At 52.6% G+C, this 20,000-nt stretch carries 20 protein-coding genes; 13 read left to right on the top strand and 7 right to left on the bottom strand.

Translation table 11 applies throughout. The annotated features are described in order from the left end of the window. Nucleotides 1-42 precede the first annotated feature (42 nt). A complete protein-coding gene (gene deoB, locus A7589_RS01525; RefSeq protein WP_000816471.1) occupies nt 43-1,266 on the top strand; it encodes a phosphopentomutase in 1,224 nt (407 codons plus the stop codon). Nucleotides 1,267-1,345: 79 nt separating this feature from the next. Then, nucleotides 1,346-2,065, top strand: a complete 720-nt coding sequence (deoD, locus tag A7589_RS01520) for a purine-nucleoside phosphorylase (protein ID WP_000224882.1) — start codon at nt 1,346-1,348, stop codon at nt 2,063-2,065. Nucleotides 2,066-2,213: 148 nt separating this feature from the next. Here deoD and A7589_RS01515 read toward each other — a convergent pair whose 3' ends face one another. From A7589_RS01515 to A7589_RS01505, 3 genes are all read right to left on the bottom strand, one after another. Continuing rightward, on the bottom strand, nt 2,214-2,420 hold the full coding sequence (locus tag A7589_RS01515) for a helix-turn-helix domain-containing protein (RefSeq protein ID WP_235613304.1): 207 nt from the start codon (nt 2,418-2,420) through the stop codon (nt 2,214-2,216). 88 nt (nt 2,421-2,508) lie between these two features. Beyond that, a complete protein-coding gene (gene lplA / locus A7589_RS01510; RefSeq protein ID WP_000105895.1) occupies nt 2,509-3,525 on the bottom strand; it encodes a lipoate--protein ligase in 1,017 nt (338 codons plus the stop codon). Between the two features lie 27 nt (nt 3,526-3,552). Then, nucleotides 3,553-4,197, bottom strand: coding sequence for a YtjB family periplasmic protein (locus A7589_RS01505; RefSeq protein WP_000124628.1), 645 nt, complete (start codon nt 4,195-4,197; stop codon nt 3,553-3,555). Between the two features lie 105 nt (nt 4,198-4,302). Here A7589_RS01505 and serB point away from each other — a divergent pair, with 105 nt between their 5' ends. From serB to nadR, 3 genes are read left to right on the top strand one after another with little or no spacing between them, the layout of a single operon-like run. Continuing rightward, nucleotides 4,303-5,271 (top strand): phosphoserine phosphatase, encoded by a 969-nt coding sequence (serB, locus tag A7589_RS01500; RefSeq protein WP_001132951.1) that lies wholly within the window; start codon nt 4,303-4,305, stop codon nt 5,269-5,271. Nucleotides 5,272-5,319: 48 nt separating this feature from the next. Next, nucleotides 5,320-6,702 carry a DNA repair protein RadA gene (gene radA / locus A7589_RS01495; RefSeq protein WP_001029698.1) on the top strand — a complete coding sequence of 461 codons (1,383 nt, stop codon included), beginning with the start codon at nt 5,320-5,322 and terminating at the stop codon, nt 6,700-6,702. Between the two features lie 20 nt (nt 6,703-6,722). Next, the gene (gene nadR / locus A7589_RS01490) at nt 6,723-7,955 is read left to right on the top strand and encodes a multifunctional transcriptional regulator/nicotinamide-nucleotide adenylyltransferase/ribosylnicotinamide kinase NadR (protein WP_000093822.1); all 1,233 of its coding nucleotides are present in this window, start codon (nt 6,723-6,725) and stop codon (nt 7,953-7,955) included. A 119-nt stretch (nt 7,956-8,074) separates the two neighbouring features. Here nadR and ettA read toward each other — a convergent pair whose 3' ends face one another. Beyond that, nucleotides 8,075-9,742, bottom strand: a complete 1,668-nt coding sequence (gene ettA, locus A7589_RS01485) for an energy-dependent translational throttle protein EttA (RefSeq protein ID WP_000046759.1) — start codon at nt 9,740-9,742, stop codon at nt 8,075-8,077. Between the two features lie 210 nt (nt 9,743-9,952). Between ettA and sltY the strand changes: the two genes are divergently transcribed. Next, on the top strand, nt 9,953-11,890 hold the full coding sequence (gene sltY / locus A7589_RS01475) for a murein transglycosylase (protein ID WP_105282531.1): 1,938 nt from the start codon (nt 9,953-9,955) through the stop codon (nt 11,888-11,890). Nucleotides 11,891-11,979: 89 nt separating this feature from the next. After that, nucleotides 11,980-12,306 (top strand): trp operon repressor, encoded by a 327-nt coding sequence (trpR, locus tag A7589_RS01470; protein WP_000068670.1) that lies wholly within the window; start codon nt 11,980-11,982, stop codon nt 12,304-12,306. Between the two features lie 84 nt (nt 12,307-12,390). Here the strand turns inward: trpR and yjjX are convergent, their stop codons facing one another. Further along, nucleotides 12,391-12,912 (bottom strand): inosine/xanthosine triphosphatase, encoded by a 522-nt coding sequence (gene yjjX / locus A7589_RS01465; RefSeq protein ID WP_000546620.1) that lies wholly within the window; start codon nt 12,910-12,912, stop codon nt 12,391-12,393. A 51-nt stretch (nt 12,913-12,963) separates the two neighbouring features. Here yjjX and gpmB point away from each other — a divergent pair, with 51 nt between their 5' ends. Continuing rightward, entirely contained in the window at nt 12,964-13,611 is a 648-nt protein-coding gene (gpmB, locus tag A7589_RS01460) for a 2,3-diphosphoglycerate-dependent phosphoglycerate mutase GpmB (protein WP_000942335.1), read from the top strand. Here the strand turns inward: gpmB and robA are convergent. Then, nucleotides 13,608-14,477, bottom strand: a complete 870-nt coding sequence (gene robA / locus A7589_RS01455; protein WP_000371672.1) for an MDR efflux pump AcrAB transcriptional activator RobA — start codon at nt 14,475-14,477, stop codon at nt 13,608-13,610. The two genes, gpmB and robA, sit on opposite strands and share 4 nt — an antisense overlap. 211 nt (nt 14,478-14,688) lie before the next feature. On the opposite strand from robA, the gene creA reads away from it, so the two are divergent. The 4 genes from creA to creD are packed head-to-tail and all read left to right on the top strand — an operon-like array spanning nt 14,689 to nt 18,698. Then, entirely contained in the window at nt 14,689-15,162 is a 474-nt protein-coding gene (creA, locus tag A7589_RS01450) for a protein CreA (RefSeq protein ID WP_000875485.1), read from the top strand. A gap of 12 nt (nt 15,163-15,174) precedes the next feature. Next, complete coding sequence (creB, locus tag A7589_RS01445) at nt 15,175-15,864, top strand: two-component system response regulator CreB (protein ID WP_001188653.1); 690 nt, start codon at nt 15,175-15,177, stop codon at nt 15,862-15,864. Continuing rightward, nucleotides 15,864-17,288 carry a two-component system sensor histidine kinase CreC gene (gene creC / locus A7589_RS01440; protein ID WP_001219556.1) on the top strand — a complete coding sequence of 475 codons (1,425 nt, stop codon included), beginning with the start codon at nt 15,864-15,866 and terminating at the stop codon, nt 17,286-17,288. The genes creB and creC overlap by 1 nt, the downstream gene beginning before the upstream one ends. 57 nt (nt 17,289-17,345) lie before the next feature. After that, complete coding sequence (creD, locus tag A7589_RS01435) at nt 17,346-18,698, top strand: cell envelope integrity protein CreD (protein WP_000920368.1); 1,353 nt, start codon at nt 17,346-17,348, stop codon at nt 18,696-18,698. 57 nt (nt 18,699-18,755) lie between these two features. Here the strand turns inward: creD and arcA are convergent, their stop codons facing one another. Next, nucleotides 18,756-19,472 carry a two-component system response regulator ArcA gene (arcA, locus tag A7589_RS01430; protein ID WP_001194358.1) on the bottom strand — a complete coding sequence of 239 codons (717 nt, stop codon included), beginning with the start codon at nt 19,470-19,472 and terminating at the stop codon, nt 18,756-18,758. A gap of 95 nt (nt 19,473-19,567) precedes the next feature. On the opposite strand from arcA, the gene yjjY reads away from it, so the two are divergent. Next, a complete protein-coding gene (gene yjjY, locus A7589_RS01425; protein ID WP_001303782.1) occupies nt 19,568-19,708 on the top strand; it encodes a YjjY family protein in 141 nt (46 codons plus the stop codon). The last annotated feature ends 292 nt before the right edge of the window (nt 19,709-20,000 follow it).

Below are 20,000 nucleotides of genomic sequence, written 5' to 3'. Positions count from 1 at the left end.
GATCTGATCATTTAAATTTGAAGCACTGAGTACGGAGAACATATGAAACGTGCATTTATTATGGTGCTGGACTCATTCGGCATCGGCGCTACAGAAGATGCAGAACGCTTTGGTGACGTCGGGGCTGACACCCTGGGTCATATCGCAGAAGCTTGTGCTAAAGGCGAAGCTGATAATGGTCGTAAAGGGCCACTGAATCTGCCAAATCTGACCCGTCTGGGGCTGGCGAAAGCACACGAAGGTTCTACCGGTTTCATTCCGGCAGGAATGGACGGCAACGCTGAAGTTATCGGCGCGTACGCATGGGCGCACGAAATGTCATCCGGTAAAGATACCCCGTCTGGTCACTGGGAAATCGCCGGTGTACCGGTTCTGTTTGAGTGGGGATATTTCTCCGATCACGAAAACAGCTTCCCGCAAGAACTGCTGGATAAACTGGTCGAACGCGCTAATCTGCCGGGTTACCTTGGTAACTGCCACTCTTCCGGTACGGTCATTCTGGATCAACTGGGCGAAGAGCACATGAAAACCGGCAAGCCGATTTTCTATACCTCCGCTGACTCAGTGTTCCAGATTGCCTGCCATGAAGAAACCTTTGGCCTGGATAAACTCTACGAACTGTGCGAAATCGCCCGTGAAGAGCTGACCAACGGAGGCTACAACATCGGTCGCGTTATCGCCCGTCCGTTTATCGGCGACAAAGCCGGTAACTTCCAGCGTACTGGTAACCGTCACGACCTGGCTGTTGAACCGCCAGCACCGACCGTGCTGCAAAAACTGGTTGATGAAAAACACGGCCAGGTGGTTTCTGTCGGTAAAATTGCGGACATCTACGCTAACTGCGGTATCACCAAAAAAGTGAAAGCGACCGGTCTGGACGCGCTGTTTGACGCCACCATTAAAGAGATGAAGGAAGCGGGTGATAACACCATCGTCTTCACCAACTTCGTTGACTTCGACTCTTCCTGGGGCCACCGTCGCGACGTCGCGGGTTATGCTGCGGGTCTGGAACTGTTTGACCGCCGTCTGCCGGAGCTGATGTCACTGCTGCGCGATGACGATATCCTGATCCTCACCGCTGACCACGGTTGTGACCCGACCTGGACTGGTACTGACCACACCCGTGAACACATTCCGGTACTGGTGTATGGCCCGAAAGTAAAACCGGGTTCATTGGGGCACCGTGAAACCTTCGCAGATATCGGTCAGACTCTGGCAAAATATTTTGGTACTTCTGATATGGAATATGGCAAAGCCATGTTCTGATAATGGGTGCGGCTTGATGCCCTCACCCCGGCCCTCTCCCACAGGGAGAGGGTGAAAACATGTTGATAAGGATAAAACAATGGCTACCCCACACATTAATGCAGAAATGGGCGATTTCGCTGACGTAGTTTTGATGCCAGGCGACCCGCTGCGTGCGAAGTATATTGCTGAAACTTTCCTTGAAGATGTCCGTGAAGTGAACAACGTTCGCGGTATGCTGGGCTTCACCGGTACTTACAAAGGCCGCAAAATTTCCGTAATGGGTCACGGTATGGGTATCCCGTCCTGCTCCATCTACACCAAAGAACTGATCACCGATTTCGGCGTGAAGAAAATCATCCGCGTGGGTTCCTGTGGTGCTGTTCTGCCGCACGTAAAACTGCGTGACGTGGTGATTGGTATGGGTGCCTGCACCGACTCCAAAGTTAACCGCATCCGTTTTAAAGACCATGACTTTGCAGCTATCGCTGACTTTGACATGGTGCGTAACGCGGTAGACGCAGCTAAAGCTCTGGGCGTTGATGCTCGCGTTGGTAACCTGTTCTCCGCTGACCTGTTCTACTCTCCGGACGGCGAAATGTTCGACGTGATGGAAAAATACGGCATCCTCGGCGTGGAAATGGAAGCGGCTGGTATCTACGGCGTAGCAGCAGAATTTGGTGCGAAAGCCCTGGCTATCTGCACCGTATCTGACCACATCCGCACTCACGAGCAGACCACTGCTGAAGAGCGTCAGACCACCTTCAACGACATGATCAAAATCGCACTGGAATCCGTTCTGCTGGGCGATAAAGAGTAATTGTTTTTCGCTGAAAGGCGATTGTCGTGTTAAGCCGGAGCGGGAGACTGCTCCGGCTTTTTAGTATCTATTCATTAATAGCGACTGATTTATAGATTTACTATTATTTTTCATGTGGATAGAAAATAAAATCCATTCAAGTATCTATTCATGTATGTTCAGCCGTTATCCAGGAAGGGCATATCAGCAACTCTGGCGGACAACCATAAATTCCTGCCATTTTGCTTTTGATGTTTGAGCTAAGCCGCTCCGTCTTTTCTATCCGTTTTAGAGAGTTAATCGAGATACCTAACATTTTACTTAATTCAGCAAGCGATAATTTATGCCTGATACGCACAGCGGCTAGCCAGGAAATACGCTAGCTGAACATTAAGTTGATAATCTCCCGTTTCTGCTTTTCCATATCGATCATATTCCCTTCCTTTGGTATTTTAATCAGCAAATTACCGTACTGCCCCAGCCATCCACGCCGACAATTCCCGTAGCTCTTTTTCCTGTTCCGGGAAGTCAACCAGCAGAGCTTCGCACTCTTGTTGCAGCATATCTGCGCGGTAAAGGCAGCCTTGCAGTCGTCCGGCGAGAGCTTCCAGCGGTGCGGGGTTGAGGCTATCGGTAAACACCTGGGCGCGGGTGATATGGCCTTTTTCAACGTCGAAGTGCAGTTCCACGCCGCCCCAGGTGAAGCGTTCATCCAGCAGATGCGAAAATGCAGGAGCCTGACCGAAGTTCCACTCCCAGCTACTCTGACGGGCAAAGGTTTCGGCGAAGTTTGGCAAGTCTGGCGTTTTGTCCGGGGAGATGATTTCCGCTTCCACGCGCTCGCCATAATGGGCGAAAAAGGCCTCGGTTATGGCCTCGCAAACCTGCTCATGGGTGATCCCCGGCAGCAGCTCGGTGAGGTTGGTCACGCGGGAACGTACCGAGGTAATGCCTTTCGCTGCCAGTTTCTTTTTATCCGGGTTGAGATAGTTTGCCAGGCGGCTGAGGTCGGCATTGAGTAGTAAAGTGCCGTGGTGGAAGCCACGATCTTTGGTTTCGCGATAGGCCGAGCCTGAGACTTTGCGGTCGCCTTCGGTGGTTTTCACCACCAGATCGTTGCGCCCGGAGGCTTCGGCGGTGACGCCGAGCGCGTTCAGCGCATTGAGCACAATCGACGTGGAGATGGTTTTATCGTACTCCGGCTTGCCAGCCATAAAGGTAAAGCAGGTATTGCCGAGATCGTGGAACACCGCGCCACCGCCGCTACTGCGCCGCGCCAGTCGGACGTTATCTTCTTCCATCCGCCGGGTATTACACTCTTTCCACGGGTTTTGTGCGCGACCAATCACTACGGTGTCGGCATTGCGCCAGAGAAACAGAACGCGCTGTGTGGCGGGCATCTGGCGAAAAATACATTCCTCAACCGCCAGGTTAAACCACGGGTCGTAAGAGTCAGAAATAAGCAGGCGTAATGTGGACATAACGATTTCCTTTCTTGTAGTAATGGGTCACTCTTTTTTCTCGCTTTCTTCCTCTTCCGGCACCGGTTTGCTGGCGGTTAACAGGAAGGGGGATTGTTGCCAGCGGGTGCGCTTACCCTGCAACAACGTGCGGGTAAGCACCACACCGATTGCCAGCGAGAGCAGCAACATCAGGCGTAAAATGTTAGTGGTGTTATCCACCTGTTTGGCTTCGGTGGCGAGCGTATGGGTGTCGAGCGTCAGGCGCAGGTAGCCGAGCGGACCATTTCTTCCGGCAATCGGTTCGACAATCTGCTGGTTAAAATAGCCGCCCGCTTTTTTACCGTCGAGCGCCAGCCGATCGCGCACTTCGACGCTTTCGCCTGCGCGGGCGATAAGATCGCCTTGCTCGTCATACACGCCCGCGTCGAGGATGCGGCTTTCGTCTGTTAACTGGCTGAGGATTGCCTGAATGCGTTTTTCATCCGGAGAGTCGGTACGCATCAGCGGCGCAACGTTCAGCGTCACCTGACGCGCCAGGGTGCGAGCCAGTTCTTCAAGTTGCGGATTACGCTGTCGCTGGTGGTTTTGACTAAACCATGACGCCCCCTGCATCAGCGCCACTAACAAGGTGAGGCAGAACAGGACAATCACTGCCCGATGCAGCCGGAATTTCAGTTTTGTGCGAGCCATCTTCCACCCTTTGAAAATTTGAGACTTAATGTTGCCAGAAGCAATGGATACAAGGTAGCCTCATGCGTTATTTTCCCTGCTTCGAACGATTTTACAGGAGCCTTAATGCCTAACATTACCTGGTGCGACCTGCCTGAAGATGTCTCTTTATGGCCTGGTCTGCCTCTTTCATTAAGTGGTGATGAAGTGATGCCACTGGATTACCACGCAGGTCGTAGCGGCTGGCTGCTGTATGGTCGTGGGCTGGATAAACAACGTCTGACCCAGTACCAGAGCAAACTGGGCGCGGCGATGGTGATTGTTGCCGCCTGGTGCGTGGAAGATTATCAGGTGATTCGTCTGGCAGGTTCGCTCACCGCACGGGCTACACGCCTGGCTCATGAAGCACAACTGGATGTCGCGCCGCTGGGGAAAATTCCGCATCTGCGCACACCTGGACTGCTGGTGATGGACATGGACTCCACCGCCATCCAGATTGAATGTATCGATGAAATTGCCAAACTGGCCGGAACGGGCGAGATGGTGGCGGAAGTAACCGAACGGGCGATGCGCGGCGAACTTGATTTTACCGCCAGCCTGCGCAGCCGCGTGGCGACGCTGAAAGGCGCTGATGCGAACATTTTGCTTCAGGTACGTGAAAATCTGCCGCTGATGCCAGGCTTAACGCAGCTGGTACTCAAGCTGGAAACGCTGGGCTGGAAAGTGGCGATTGCCTCCGGCGGCTTTACCTTCTTTGCTGAATACCTGCGCGACAAGCTGCGCCTGACCGCCGTAGTAGCCAATGAACTGGAGATCATGGACGGTAAATTTACCGGCAATGTGATCGGCGACATCGTTGACGCGCAATATAAAGCGAAAACCCTGACCCGCCTCGCGCAGGAGTATGAAATCCCGCAGGCGCAGACCGTGGCGATTGGCGATGGTGCCAACGACCTGCCGATGATCAAAGCAGCAGGGCTGGGGATTGCCTACCATGCCAAGCCAAAAGTGAATGAAAAGACGGAAGTCACCATCCGTCACGCTGACCTGATGGGCGTGTTCTGCATCCTCTCCGGCAGCCTGAATCAGAAGTAATTGCACGCCCGCCATCCTGCGGGCAGCACAGCATTAACGAGGTACACCGTGGCAAAAGCTCCAAAACGCGCCTTTGTTTGTAATGAATGCGGGGCAGATTATCCGCGCTGGCAGGGGCAGTGCAGCGCCTGCCATGCCTGGAACACCATCACCGAGGTGCGTCTTGCTGCGTCGCCAACGGTGGCGCGTAACGAGCGTCTCAGCGGCTATGCTGGTAGCGCCGGGGTGGCAAAAGTCCAGAAACTCTCCGATATCAGCCTTGAAGAGCTGCCGCGTTTTTCCACCGGATTTAAAGAGTTCGACCGCGTATTAGGCGGCGGGGTAGTGCCGGGAAGCGCCATTCTGATTGGCGGTAACCCAGGTGCGGGGAAATCCACGCTGCTACTGCAAACGCTGTGCAAACTGGCCCAGCAGATGAAAACGCTGTATGTCACTGGCGAAGAGTCGCTGCAACAGGTGGCAATGCGCGCTCATCGTCTCGGCCTGCCGACTGACAATCTCAATATGTTGTCGGAAACCAGCATCGAGCAGATCTGCCTGATTGCCGAAGAAGAGCAACCGAAGCTGATGGTAATTGACTCGATCCAGGTGATGCATATGGCGGATGTTCAGTCATCGCCTGGCAGCGTGGCGCAGGTGCGTGAAACGGCGGCTTATCTGACGCGCTTCGCCAAAACGCGCGGTGTGGCGATTGTCATGGTTGGGCACGTAACCAAAGATGGCTCGCTGGCTGGCCCGAAAGTGCTGGAACACTGTATCGACTGTTCGGTGCTGCTGGACGGCGACGCCGACTCCCGTTTCCGCACCTTGCGTAGCCATAAAAACCGCTTCGGCGCGGTGAATGAGCTGGGCGTATTCGCGATGACCGAACAGGGACTGCGTGAAGTCAGCAATCCTTCGGCAATCTTCTTAAGCCGTGGCGATGAAGTGACCTCTGGCAGTTCAGTGATGGTGGTATGGGAAGGGACGCGCCCGCTGCTGGTGGAGATTCAGGCGCTGGTCGATCACTCGATGATGGCGAACCCACGCCGCGTGGCGGTCGGGCTGGAACAAAACCGTCTGGCGATCCTGCTGGCGGTGCTGCACCGTCATGGCGGTCTGCAAATGGCCGATCAGGATGTCTTTGTGAACGTGGTCGGCGGTGTGAAGGTGACCGAAACCAGTGCCGATTTAGCGTTACTGCTGGCGATGGTTTCCAGCCTGCGCGACAGGCCGCTGCCGCAGGATCTGGTGGTGTTTGGCGAAGTGGGGCTGGCAGGAGAGATCCGCCCGGTGCCCAGCGGTCAGGAACGAATCTCTGAAGCGGCGAAACACGGTTTTCGCCGGGCGATTGTTCCTGCGGCCAACGTGCCGAAAAAAGCGCCGGAAGGGATGCAGATTTTTGGCGTTAAGAAACTCTCCGACGCGCTTAGCGTGTTCGACGACTTATAATGAGAGATACGGAGGGAGATATGTCGTCATTTGATTACCTGAAAACCGCTATTAAGCAACAAGGCTGCACGTTACAGCAGGTTGCTGATGCCAGCGGTATGACCAAAGGGTATTTAAGCCAGTTACTGAATGCCAAAATCAAAAGCCCCAGCGCACAAAAGCTGGAGGCGTTGCACCGTTTTTTGGGGCTTGAATTTCCCCGGCAGAAGAAAACCATTGGTGTCGTATTCGGTAAGTTCTACCCGCTGCATACCGGACATATCTACCTTATCCAGCGCGCCTGTAGCCAGGTTGACGAGCTGCATATCATTATGGGCTTTGACGATACTCGCGACCGCGCGTTGTTTGAAGACAGCGCCATGTCGCAGCAGCCCACGGTGCCGGATCGTCTGCGCTGGTTATTGCAAACCTTTAAATATCAGAAAAATATCCGCATTCATGCTTTCAACGAAGAGGGCATGGAGCCGTATCCGCACGGCTGGGACGTGTGGAGCAACGGCATCAAAAATTTTATGGCCGAAAAAGGCATTCAGCCGGATTTGATCTACACCTCGGAAGAGACCGACGCACCACAGTACCTGGAACATCTGGGGATCGAAACGGTGCTTGTCGATCCGAAACGCACCTTTATGAGTATCAGCGGAGCGCAGATCCGTGAAAACCCGTTCCGCTACTGGGAATATATTCCTACGGAAGTGAAACCGTTCTTTGTGCGTACCGTGGCGATCCTCGGCGGCGAGTCGAGCGGTAAATCCACCCTGGTAAACAAACTCGCCAACATCTTCAACACCACCAGTGCGTGGGAGTTTGGTCGCGATTATGTCTTTTCGCACCTCGGTGGCGATGAGATCGCGTTGCAGTATTCCGACTACGATAAAATTGCGCTGGGTCACGCGCAATATATTGATTTTGCAGTGAAATATGCCAATAAAGTGGCATTTATCGACACCGATTTTGTGACAACTCAGGCGTTCTGCAAAAAGTATGAAGGGCGTGAGCATCCGTTCGTGCAGGCGCTGATCGATGAATACCGTTTTGATCTGGTGATCCTGCTGGAAAACAACACTCCGTGGGTGGCGGATGGTTTACGTAGCCTCGGTAGCTCAGTGGATCGTAAAGAGTTCCAGAACTTGCTGGTAGAGATGCTGGAAGAGAACAATATCGAATTTGTGCGGGTTGAAGAAGACGATTACGACAGCCGTTTCCTGCGCTGCGTGGAGCTGGTGCGGGAGATGATGGGGGAGCAGGGTTAAGACCCAATGCCTGATGCGACGCTGACGCGTCTTATCAGGCCTACTGTTTTGCAACCTATTGAAATCACTGGGCTTGTAGGCCGGATAAGGCGTTCACGCCGCATCCGGCATTTTACAAATTACTTCGCAATACGCTTGTACTTGATACGCTTCGGCTCCAGCGCATCTGCGCCCAGCGTGCGTTTCTTGTACTCTTCGTACTCGGTAAAGTTACCTTCGAAGAACTCAACTTTACCTTCATCCTGATAATCCAGAATGTGCGTCGCGATACGGTCGAGGAACCAACGGTCGTGCGAGATAACCATCGCGCAGCCCGGGAACTCCAGCAGGGCGTTTTCCAGCGCGCGCAGGGTTTCGATATCCAGGTCGTTGGTCGGTTCGTCGAGCAGCAGCATGTTGCCGCCAACCTGCAGCAGCTTCGCCAGATGCAGACGACCGCGCTCACCGCCGGAAAGTTCGCCAACGCGTTTACCTTGATCAACCCCTTTAAAGTTAAAGCGGCCTACGTAAGCACGGCTCGGCATCTCGGTGTTACCGATCTTCATGATATCCAGCCCGCCGGAAACTTCTTCCCATACGGTTTTGCTGTTATCCATTGAGTCACGGAACTGATCAACTGACGCCAGTTTCACCGTTTCACCTAAAGTGATGGTGCCGCTGTCCGGCTGTTCCTGACCGGAGATCATGCGGAACAGGGTCGATTTACCCGCGCCGTTCGGCCCGATGATCCCGACGATCGCCCCTTTCGGGATCGAGAAGCTCAGATTATCAATCAGCAGGCGATCGCCGTAGGATTTACGCAGGTTGCTGACTTCCAGCACTTTATCGCCCAGACGCGGTCCAGGTGGAATAAACAGTTCGTTGGTTTCGTTACGTTTCTGGTATTCGGTGTTGTTCAGCTCTTCAAAGCGCGCCAGACGTGCTTTACCTTTCGACTGACGGCCTTTAGTCCCCTGACGTACCCACTCCAGCTCTTTTTCAATCGACTTACGACGTGCTGCTTCTTGCGAAGCTTCCTGCGCCAGACGCTGATCTTTCTGCTCCAGCCAGGACGAGTAGTTACCTTCCCACGGAATACCTTCGCCACGGTCAAGTTCGAGGATCCAGCCCGCAACGTTATCGAGGAAGTAACGGTCGTGGGTAATCGCCACAACGGTGCCTTCGAAGTCGTGCAGGAAGCGTTCCAGCCACGCTACGGATTCGGCATCCAGGTGGTTAGTTGGTTCGTCGAGCAGCAGCATGTCTGGTTTTTCCAGCAGCAGGCGGCACAACGCCACGCGACGACGCTCACCACCGGAGAGGTTAGCGATTTTCGCCTCCCAGTCTGGCAGACGCAGCGCATCCGCCGCACGCTCCAGTTGCACATTCAGGTTATGACCGTCGTGAGCCTGAATGATCTCTTCCAGACGACCCTGTTCAGCGGCCAGCTTGTCGAAATCGGCATCCGGATCGGCGTATAACGCATACACTTCATCCAGGCGTTTCAGGGCGTTAACCACTTCAGAGACCGCTTCTTCAATGGACTCACGCACGGTGTGTTCCGGGTTCAGCTGCGGTTCCTGCGGCAGATAACCAATCTTGATATCCGGCTGCGGACGCGCTTCACCTTCGATATCTTTATCGATGCCCGCCATAATGCGCAGCAGGGTGGACTTACCGGCGCCGTTCAGACCCAGGACGCCGATTTTTGCCCCAGGGAAGAAACTCAGAGAGATGTTTTTCAAAATATGACGTTTCGGCGGAACAACTTTGCCGACACGATGCATGGTATAAACGAATTGAGCCACGTTGGACTTCGCCTCTATGTTTATCGTGATGATGAGTTTTCAAAGGCGAAGTGTAGCCTGTTTCCTTATCTAATCCCAGCCGGTCGATCACCCTCCCGATAAAAGTAAAAAAGTGTCCATAACGTGGCGCAAACGGCAATGACTGGTTAGCATAAATCTATTAGGCGGCATGACGCTGCATTGATGTATTTACACTTAGAGGATGCGCTTGTGGAAAAAGCCAAACAAGTTACCTGGCGGCTGTTGGCTGCCGGTGTCTGTCTGCTGACGGTCAGCAGCGTGGCGCGAGCCGACTCACTGGATGAGCAGCGTAGCCGTTACGCGCAAATCAAGCAGGCCTGGGATAATCGACAAATGGATGTGGTCGAACAAATGATGCCATCCCTGAAGGATTATCCACTTTATCCCTACCTGGAATACCGCCAGATCACCGATGATCTGATGAATCAACCAGCGGTCACGGTCACTAACTTTGTTCGCGCTAACCCAACGCTTCCTCCGGCTCGCGCACTACAATCTCGTTTCGTCAATGAGCTGGCGCGGCGTGAAGACTGGCGTGGCTTGTTAGCTTTTAGCCCGGAAAAACCAGGGACTACCGAAGCGCAATGTAATTACTACTATGCAAAATGGAACACCGGGCAGAGTGAAGAAGCCTGGCAAGGGGCGAAAGAGCTGTGGCTAACCGGCAAGAGCCAGCCTAACGCTTGCGATAAGTTGTTTAGCGTCTGGCGCGCGTCCGGTAAGCAAGAACCACTGGCTTATTTAGAGCGTATCCGCCTGGCGATGAAAGCGGGCAATACCGGATTGGTGACGGTACTCGCAGGGCAGATGCCTGCCGATTATCAAACTATCGCCTCGGCGATTATTTCACTGGCGAACAACCCTAATACGGTACTGACCTTCGCACGTACTACCGGAGCGACTGATTTTACCCGCCAGATGGCAGCGGTGGCGTTTGCCAGCGTGGCGCGCCAGGATGCAGAAAACGCACGGCTGATGATCCCGTCGCTTGCCCAGGCGCAGCAGCTTAATGAAGATCAGATTCAGGAGCTACGCGATATCGTCGCCTGGCGTCTGATGGGCAATGACGTCACCGACGAGCAGGCGAAATGGCGCGATGACGCCATTATGCGTTCGCAATCTACGTCGTTAATTGAACGACGCGTGCGGATGGCGCTTGGCACTGGCGACCGTTCTGGCCTGAATACCTGGCTGGCACGCTTGCCGATGGAAGCGAAAGAGAAAGATGAATGGCGCTACTGGCAAGCGGATTTACTGCTGGAACGCGGTCGTGAAGCGGAAGCAAAAGAGATTTTGCATCAACTCATGCAACAGCGTGGTTTCTACCCGATGGTTGCTGCACAGCGCATCGGCGAAGAGTATGAGCTGAAGATTGATAAAGCGCCGCAGAATATCGACAGTGCTCTGACTCAGGGGCCGGAGATGGCGCGCGTGCGCGAGTTGATGTACTGGAATCTCGATAACACCGCGCGTAGCGAGTGGGCCAATCTGGTGAAGAGCAAGTCAAAAACAGAGCAGGCACAGCTGGCGCGGTATGCTTTCAACAACCAATGGTGGGATCTTAGCGTTCAGGCGACGATCGCCGGGAAACTGTGGGATCATCTGGAAGAGCGATTCCCGCTGGCCTACAACGATCTTTTTAAACGCTACACCAGTGGCAAAGATATCCCGCAAAGCTATGCAATGGCGATTGCTCGCCAGGAGAGTGCCTGGAATCCGAAAGTGAAGTCGCCGGTAGGCGCCAGCGGTCTGATGCAGATTATGCCGGGCACAGCGACCCATACGGTGAAAATGTTCTCAATTCCAGGTTACAGCAGCCCAGGACAATTGCTGGATCCGGAAACGAACATCAACATTGGCACCAGTTACCTGCAATATGTTTATCAGCAGTTTGGTAATAACCGCATTTTCTCATCGGCAGCCTATAACGCTGGACCAGGGAGAGTGCGCACATGGCTTGGTAACAGCGCCGGACGTATCGACGCGGTGGCGTTTGTCGAGAGTATCCCGTTCTCCGAGACGCGCGGTTATGTGAAGAACGTGCTGGCTTATGACGCGTATTATCGCTATTTCATGGGCGATAAACCGACGCTTTTGAGCGCCACAGAATGGGGGCGTCGTTACTGAACCGCCCGTTTATGATATGCTATCGTACTCTTTTGCGAGTACAACCGGGGGAGGCATTTTGCTTCCCCCGCTAACAATGGCGACACACTATGGCTCAACAATCACCCTATTCAGCAGCGATGGCAGAACAGCGTCACCAGGAGTGGTTACGTTTTGTTGACCTGCTTAAGAATGCCTACGAAAACGATCTCCATTTACCGCTGTTAAACCTGATGCTGACGCCGGATGAGCGCGAAGCGTTGGGGACTCGCGTGCGTATCGTAGAAGAGTTGTTGCGCGGTGAAATGAGCCAGCGTGAGTTAAAAAACGAACTCGGCGCGGGCATTGCGACCATTACTCGTGGATCGAACAGCCTGAAAGCCGCACCCGTCGAGTTGCGCCAGTGGCTGGAAGAAGTGCTGCTGAAAAGCGATTGATTTTGTAGGCCTGATAAGACGCGTCAGCGTCGCATCAGGCATCGTGCACCGAATGCCGGATGCGTCGTGAACGCCTTCTCCGTCCTACAATGGCTGATACACCGCATTATGAAACGGACTCAGCGCCAGGATCACCGCCTGGTGATAGACGCTGGTGCGGGTGAGTTTCCCGGCGGTAAACACGCCGATTGCTCCTTCTTTACGACCAATCTCATCAATGCCGGTATAGCGCGACATCACGGGGCCAAGCGCCTCACCTTCACGCACTTTCTCCAGAATCACCGCAGGCAACGGCAAAGTTGCTGAACGCGCTTCACCACGCTGGCTGGCGTTTTCAATCACCACCCAACTGAAGGTGCTGTCACCATCAATACCCGCTTCAATCGCTACCCAAAAATCAGCCTCTGGGCGTAAATGACGGGAATTTGCTACCCGATTTCGTGCGCCAGCGCGCGTTTCCTCACTGCCAAAGGGCTGTTCCGGTACGCCGCTCTCGACGGCAACGGACTCAATATGGCAGGATCCTTCGCCGAAGATCTCGTGAAATGCCTGCAGAATGGCCTGAATTTTAGCGGGATTGGTGGTCGCACAGACAACATGGTGCATAATCAGGATTACTCACAAAATTAACGTTAAAGCAGTATACGGAAAAAAAGCATGTTACAGGTATACCTTGTCCGCCACGGTGAAACCCAGTGGAACGCCGAGCGACGTATTCAGGGCCAGTCTGACAGCCCGCTGACTGCAAAAGGTGAGCAACAGGCAATGCAGGTGGCGAACCGTGCCAAAGAGCTTGGCATTACGCATATTATCAGTAGTGATTTAGGCCGCACCCGGCGTACGGCGGAAATCATCGCCCAGGCTTGTGGTTGTGACATCATCTTTGATTCCCGCTTGCGTGAGTTAAATATGGGCGTGCTGGAGAAAAGACACATTGACTCTTTGACTGAAGAAGAAGAGAACTGGCGTCGTCAGCTCGTCAATGGCACCGTTGACGGGCGTATTCCTGAAGGCGAGTCGATGCAGGAACTTAGCGATCGCGTTAACGCAGCACTGGAATCTTGTCGGGATTTACCACCGGGAAGCCGACCGCTGCTGGTGAGCCACGGTATCGCGCTGGGATGCCTGGTGAGTACCATTCTGGGCTTACCGGCATGGGCAGAACGACGCTTACGTCTGCGTAACTGTTCTATTTCGCGCGTGGATTATCAGGAAAGCCTGTGGCTGGCATCTGGCTGGGTCGTTGAAACTGCAGGGGACATCTCGCATCTGGACGCCCCTGCATTAGACGAGCTACAGCGTTAACGACGTATCGGAATAAGCAGCTCGCAGCGCAGATTAATTGGGCGATCTCCCGCTTTGGCATCTTCTGCCGGGTAGTATCGCTCAATATCCTGGCCTTTACGGCGAGTCAGGTTGAGCATCGGCATACAGGTTCCGTATACCGTCAGAATAAACTCCTGCACGCCGGTTCCCAGACCTTCGTAGGTAAACATCACATAGTCGCCGCCCTGCAACAGCACCGGATGCCCGGTCAGTACATAGCCGTCGGCTTGATCCCGAGCCAGAGCCGTGGTGTAAAACACTTCTTGCTCGTCGTCTTTATCCTGGCTTGGACGCGTTTCGTTCAAACCGTAAAGCACTGGCGGAATGGTTGGCGAGTTACCGAGAAAATCGTGCCAGAACTGGTAGCGCATTTCGTGGCGGAAATCAGAGATTTGCTCCAGCGAGCAGGAGTAGCTCTGGGTAACACCAATCAGCGGCGTATCTTCCAGGGTGACAAATTTGTGCTCTGGCATGGTAAATTCCCCCAGACGTAGCGGCGGGCGAATACCAAAGGCGCTCCATTCAGGAGAACGGCGGTAAAGTGCGGGAGTCTGGGCAAACTGCTTCTTGAATGCGCGGGTAAATGTCTGTTGAGAGTCGAAGCGGTATTGCAGCGCGATATCCAGAATCGGACGCGCAGTCAGGCGTAGTGCGACCGCCGATTTCGACAAACGACGAGCACGAATATACGCGCCAATAGCATGGCCAGTGACATCTTTAAACATTCTCTGTAAGTGCCACTTGGAATAACCTGCTTTCGCCGCTACATTGTCGAGCGACAGGGGCTGATCCAGATGACCTTCCAGCCAGATTAAAAGGTCGCGAATAATGCCGGCCTGATCCATAAAATATCCTCATCCTTTCAACAACGAGCACCTGACATCAGGTAATTGGATAATAGCATTTTTTGCTGTTTTAGCATTCAGTGTTTTTTTCTTAGCAGAGTATGTTTTAGGTCTTGACGGAGATAAAAGAATTGAGATTTTGTTCTTAATCAATATGTTATTTATCGTGACGAACTAATTGCTCAGTGTAACTTATAAAAATGGTAACAATATGAAATACAAGCATTTGATCTTGTCCTTAAGCCTGATAATGCTGGGGCCATTGGCTCATGCGGAAGAAATTGGTTCGGTCGACACCGTATTTAAAATGATCGGCCCGGATCACAAAATTGTCGTAGAAGCCTTTGACGATCCCGATGTGAAAAACGTCACCTGTTATGTGAGTCGGGCGAAAACCGGCGGTATTAAAGGAGGATTAGGTCTGGCGGAAGATACTTCCGATGCGGCCATTTCCTGCCAGCAGGTAGGACCGATTGAACTGTCGGATCGCATTAAAAACGGCAAAGCTCAGGGCGAAGTCGTGTTCAAAAAACGGACTTCTCTGGTCTTTAAGTCGTTACAGGTCGTGCGTTTCTATGACGCCAAACGCAACGCGCTCGCTTACCTGGCTTACTCCGACAAAGTTGTCGATGGTTCACCGAAAAATGCCATCAGCGCCGTTCCTGTCATGCCGTGGCGACAATAACAGAGGCGATTTATGCAACGGGAAACGGTCTGGTTAGTGGAAGACGAGCAAGGGATAGCCGACACGCTGGTCTACATGTTGCAGCAGGAAGGTTTTGCCGTCGAGTTCTTTGAACGGGGCTTACCGGCGCTGGATAAAGCGCGCCTGCAGGTTCCTGACGTTATCATTCTCGATGTCGGCCTGCCCGATATTAGCGGTTTCGAACTGTGTCGCCAGTTGCTGGCGCTGCATCCTGCGTTGCCCGTACTGTTTCTGACCGCCCGTAGTGAAGAGGTGGATCGCCTGCTTGGGCTGGAGATTGGCGCTGACGACTACGTGGCTAAACCATTTTCACCCCGCGAAGTGTGCGCCAGAGTGCGCACCTTACTGCGTCGGGTGAAGAAGTTTTCTACGCCGTCTCCCGTCATCCGTATTGGTCATTTTGAACTGAATGAACCTGCGGCGCAGATAAGCTGGTTTGACACGCCATTAACGCTGACACGGTACGAATTTTTGTTGTTGAAAACGTTACTCAAGTCGCCAGGCCGTGTCTGGTCACGCCAGCAATTGATGGATAGCGTCTGGGAAGATGCACAGGACACTTACGATCGCACCGTCGATACTCACATCAAAACGCTGCGCGCCAAACTGCGCGCTATAAATCCCGACCTTTCGCCGATTAATACTCATCGCGGAATGGGATACAGTCTGAGGAGCCTGTAATGCGCATCGGGATGCGCCTGTTGCTGGGCTATTTTTTACTGGTGGCGGTGGCGGCCTGGTTCGTACTGGCAATTTTTGTCAAAGAAGTTAAACCGGGCGTGCGAAGGGCGACGGAAGGGACGCTGATCGACACCGCAACGTTGCTGGCGGAGCTGGCGCGTCCCGATTTGCTCTCTGGTGACCCCGAGCATGGACAACTGGCGCAGGCGTTTAACCAGCTACAAAATCGCCCGTTTCGCGCCAATATCGGCGGCATTAACAAAGTGCGCAATGAATACCATGTCTATATGACCGATGCGCAGGGCAAAGTATTGTTCGATTCGGCAAATAAAGCCGTGGGGCAGGATTATTCCCGCTGGAATGATGTCTGGTTAACGTTGCGTGGTCAGTATGGCGCGCGTAGCACGTTGCAAAATCCTGCCGATCCCGAAAGTTCTGTAATGTATGTTGCCGCGCCGATTATGGACGGTTCGCGGCTAATTGGTGTTTTGAGCGTAGGCAAACCGAACGCAGCGATGGCGCCGGTCATTAAACGCAGTGAGCGGCGAATTTTATGGGCGAGTACCATTTTGTTGGGGATTGCGCTGGTGATTGGCGCGGGAATGGTTTGGTGGATCAACCGCTCCATTGCCCGGCTCACCCGCTATGCTGATTCCGTTACCGACAATAAACCCGTTCCTCTCCCTGAACTCGGCAGTAGCGAGCTGCGTAAGTTAGCGCAGGCGCTGGAAAGTATGCGCGTGAAGCTGGAAGGGAAAAACTATATTGAGCAGTATGTTTACGCATTAACCCATGAGCTAAAAAGCCCACTGGCGGCGATTCGTGGCGCGGCGGAAATTTTACGTGAAGGCCCACCGCCGGAAGTAGTGGCTCGCTTTACCGATAATATTTTGACGCAAAATGCGCGAATGCAGGCGCTGGTTGAAACGTTATTACGCCAGGCAAGACTGGAGAATCGCCAGGAAGTGGTTCTTTCTGCGGTTGACGTAGCGGCATTATTTAACCGCATCAGCGAAGCGCGCACCGTGCAGCTGGCAGAAAAAAATATCACTCTGCATGTTATGCCCATTGAGGTTAACGTTGCTGCTGAACCTGCGTTACTGGAGCAGGCGCTGGGGAATTTACTGGATAACGCCATCGATTTCACTCCCGATCATGGCTGCATAACGCTTAGTGCTGTGGCAGATCAGGAGCAAGTCACGCTTAAGGTGCAGGATACCGGCAGTGGCATTCCTGACTACGCGCTGCCGCGCATTTTTGAACGCTTTTACTCTTTGCCGCGTGCAAATGGGCAAAAAAGCAGTGGGCTGGGGCTGGCGTTTGTCAGCGAAGTTGCCCGTTTGCTCAATGGCGAAGTCACGCTGCACAACATGCCGGAAGGCGGTGTGCTGGCCTCGCTTCGGCTTCACCGTCACTTCACATAACTTCAAATTCTTCCCACATAGCCTTCATACACTGCCGCCATTGCAAAGGAGAAGACTATGTTGAAATCCCCCCTGTTCTGGAAAATGACCACTTTGTTTGGCGCGGTGTTGCTGTTGTTGATTCCATTAATGTTGATTCGGCAGGTGATTGTCGAACGTGCCGATTACCGTAGCGATGTTGAAGATGCGATTCGTCAAAGCACCAGCGGGCCACAAAAGTTGGTTGGGCCGCTTATCGCTATTCCTGTGACCGAGCTTTATACGGTGCAGGAAGAGGATAAAACTGTGGAGCGCAAGCGGAGTTTTATCCGTTTCTGGTTACCGGAGTCGTTGATGGTTGATGGTAATCAGAATGTGGAAGAACGGAAGATCGGTATTTATTCCGGCCAGGTCTGGCACAGTGATTTAACGCTGAAAGCCGATTTTGACGTTTCGCGTCTTAGCGAACTTAATGCGCCAAATATCACCTTAGGCAAGCCGTTTATCGTGATTAGCGTTGGTGACGCGCGTGGCATTGGCGTGGTGAAAGCGTCTGAACTTAACGGAACGGCGTTGACTATTGAACCCGGCACCGGGTTAGAGCGAGGCGGGCAGGGCGTGCATATCCCTTTACCCGAAGGAGACTGGCTGAAGCAGAACCTGAAGCTGAATATGGCGCTGAATTTAAGCGGTACTGGTGATTTTTCTGTGGTTCCGACGGGACGTAATAGCGAGATGACCTTAACCAGCAACTGGCCGCACCCCAGTTTTTTAGGCGATTTTTTGCCAGCTAAACGGGAAATAAGTGCGTCCGGTTTTCAGGCGCAATGGCAAAGTAGCTGGTTTGCTAATAATCTCGGTGAGCGTTTTGCTTCAGGCAATGATAGCGGCTGGGAAAATTTCCCGGCGTTTAGCGTCGCAGTCACTACGCCAGCCGATCAGTATCAATTAACGGATCGGGCGACCAAGTACGCCATTTTGCTGATCTCGCTAACTTTTATGGCTTTCTTTGTTTTTGAAACATTAACGGCAAAGCGTTTACACCCGATGCAATATTTGCTGGTAGGGCTGTCATTGGTGATGTTTTATTTGCTCTTGCTGGCGCTTTCTGAACATACCGGTTTTACCGTGGCCTGGATAATCGCCAGTCTGATTGGGGCGTTAATGAACGGTATTTACTTGCAGGCAGTATTAAAAGGCTGGCGCAACAGCATGTTGTTTACCCTCGCGCTGTTGTTGCTGGATGGCGTGATGTGGGGACTGCTGAATTCTGCCGATAGCGCGCTGTTGTTGGGAACCAGTGTGCTGGTGGTGGCGCTGGCAGGCATGATGTTTGTGACACGTAATATCGACTGGTATGCGTTTTCACTGCCGAAAATGAAAACCAGCAAAGAAGCCACAATGGACGATGAGTTACGTATCTGGAAATAATGTTGAAAAATAAAAACGGCGCTAAAAAGCGCCGTTTTTTTGACGGTGGTAAGCCGATTAATCTTCCAGATCACCGCAGAAGCGATAACCTTCACCGTGAATGGTGGCGATGATTTCCGGCGTATCCGGCGTAGATTCGAAATGCTTACGAATACGACGGATTGTCACGTCTACAGTACGGTCGTGCGGCTTCAGCTCACGGCCGGTCATTTTCTTCAGCAGTTCAGCACGAGACTGAATTTTGCCTGGGTTTTCACAGAAGTGAAGCATGGCGCGGAACTCGCTGCGCGGCAGTTTGTACTGTTCGCCATCAGGGCCGATCAACGAACGGCTGTTGATGTCCAGTTCCCAACCATTGAACTTGTAGCTTTCAACGCTACGACGTTCTTCGCTGACAGTACCCAGATTCATGGTACGAGACAGCAAGTTGCGTGCACGGATAGTCAATTCACGCGGGTTGAACGGTTTGGTGATGTAATCGTCTGCACCGATTTCGAGGCCGAGAATTTTATCGACTTCGTTGTCACGGCCAGTCAGGAACATCAACGCAACATTCGCCTGCTCGCGCAGTTCACGCGCTAACAGAAGACCGTTCTTACCCGGCAGATTGATATCCATGATCACCAGGTTGATGTCATATTCAGAGAGGATCTGATGCATTTCCGCGCCATCTGTCGCTTCGAAAACATCATAGCCTTCCGCTTCGAAAATACTTTTCAACGTGTTGCGTGTTACCAACTCGTCTTCAACGATAAGAATGTGCGGGGTCTGCATGTTTGCTACCTAAATTCCCAACTAAATCGAAACAGGAAGTACAAAAGTCCCTGACCTGCCTGATACATGCTGCAAATTAACATGATCGGCGTAACATGACTAAAGTACGTAATTGCGTTCTTGATGCACTTTCCATCAACGTCAACAACATCATTAGCTTGGTCGTGGGTACTTTCCCTCAGGACCCGACAGTGTCAAAAACGGCTGTCATCCTAACCATTTTAACAGCGACATAACAGGCTAAGACGTGCCGGACACCCAATAAAACTACGCTTCGTTGACATATATCAAGTTCAATTGTAGCACGTTAACAGTTTGATGAAATCATCGTATCTAAATGCTAGCTTTCGTCACATTATTTTAATAATCCAACTAGTTGCATCCTACAACTAATAAACGTGGTGAATCCAATTGTCGAGATTTATTTTTTATAAAATTATCCTAAGTAAACAGAAAGATATGTAGCGTTTTTTAACAATTGAACGGTTAGTACAGTCAAGAAATAGTTTAGCTTTTTTTAAGTTAAGT

The organism is Escherichia sp. MOD1-EC6475, from assembly GCF_003046645.1.
In the GTDB taxonomy this organism is placed as follows: Bacteria; Pseudomonadota; Gammaproteobacteria; order Enterobacterales; family Enterobacteriaceae; genus Escherichia; species Escherichia ruysiae.
Note: the sequence above shows the minus strand (reverse complement) of the source record. Positions and strands in the feature narration are given on the sequence as shown.

Excerpts from the sequence above, each read along its gene's own strand:
- lplA (WP_000105895.1), bottom strand. The coding sequence starts at position 3,525 with ATGTCCACATTACGCCTGCTTATTTCTGACTCTTACGACCCGTGGTTT.
- serB (WP_001132951.1), top strand. The coding sequence starts at position 4,303 with ATGCCTAACATTACCTGGTGCGACCTGCCTGAAGATGTCTCTTTATGG.
- creC (WP_001219556.1), top strand. The coding sequence starts at position 15,864 with ATGCGCATCGGGATGCGCCTGTTGCTGGGCTATTTTTTACTGGTGGCG.
- arcA (WP_001194358.1), bottom strand. The coding sequence starts at position 19,472 with ATGCAGACCCCGCACATTCTTATCGTTGAAGACGAGTTGGTAACACGC.
- creA (WP_000875485.1), top strand. The coding sequence starts at position 14,689 with ATGAAATACAAGCATTTGATCTTGTCCTTAAGCCTGATAATGCTGGGG.
- creD (WP_000920368.1), top strand. The coding sequence starts at position 17,346 with ATGTTGAAATCCCCCCTGTTCTGGAAAATGACCACTTTGTTTGGCGCG.
- yjjY (WP_001303782.1), top strand. The coding sequence starts at position 19,568 with ATGACTAAAGTACGTAATTGCGTTCTTGATGCACTTTCCATCAACGTC.
- A7589_RS01505 (WP_000124628.1), bottom strand. The coding sequence starts at position 4,197 with ATGGCTCGCACAAAACTGAAATTCCGGCTGCATCGGGCAGTGATTGTC.
- yjjX (WP_000546620.1), bottom strand. The coding sequence starts at position 12,912 with ATGCACCATGTTGTCTGTGCGACCACCAATCCCGCTAAAATTCAGGCC.
- nadR (WP_000093822.1), top strand. The coding sequence starts at position 6,723 with ATGTCGTCATTTGATTACCTGAAAACCGCTATTAAGCAACAAGGCTGC.
- creB (WP_001188653.1), top strand. The coding sequence starts at position 15,175 with ATGCAACGGGAAACGGTCTGGTTAGTGGAAGACGAGCAAGGGATAGCC.
- deoD (WP_000224882.1), top strand. The coding sequence starts at position 1,346 with ATGGCTACCCCACACATTAATGCAGAAATGGGCGATTTCGCTGACGTA.
- trpR (WP_000068670.1), top strand. The coding sequence starts at position 11,980 with ATGGCTCAACAATCACCCTATTCAGCAGCGATGGCAGAACAGCGTCAC.
- gpmB (WP_000942335.1), top strand. The coding sequence starts at position 12,964 with ATGTTACAGGTATACCTTGTCCGCCACGGTGAAACCCAGTGGAACGCC.
- deoB (WP_000816471.1), top strand. The coding sequence starts at position 43 with ATGAAACGTGCATTTATTATGGTGCTGGACTCATTCGGCATCGGCGCT.
- robA (WP_000371672.1), bottom strand. The coding sequence starts at position 14,477 with ATGGATCAGGCCGGCATTATTCGCGACCTTTTAATCTGGCTGGAAGGT.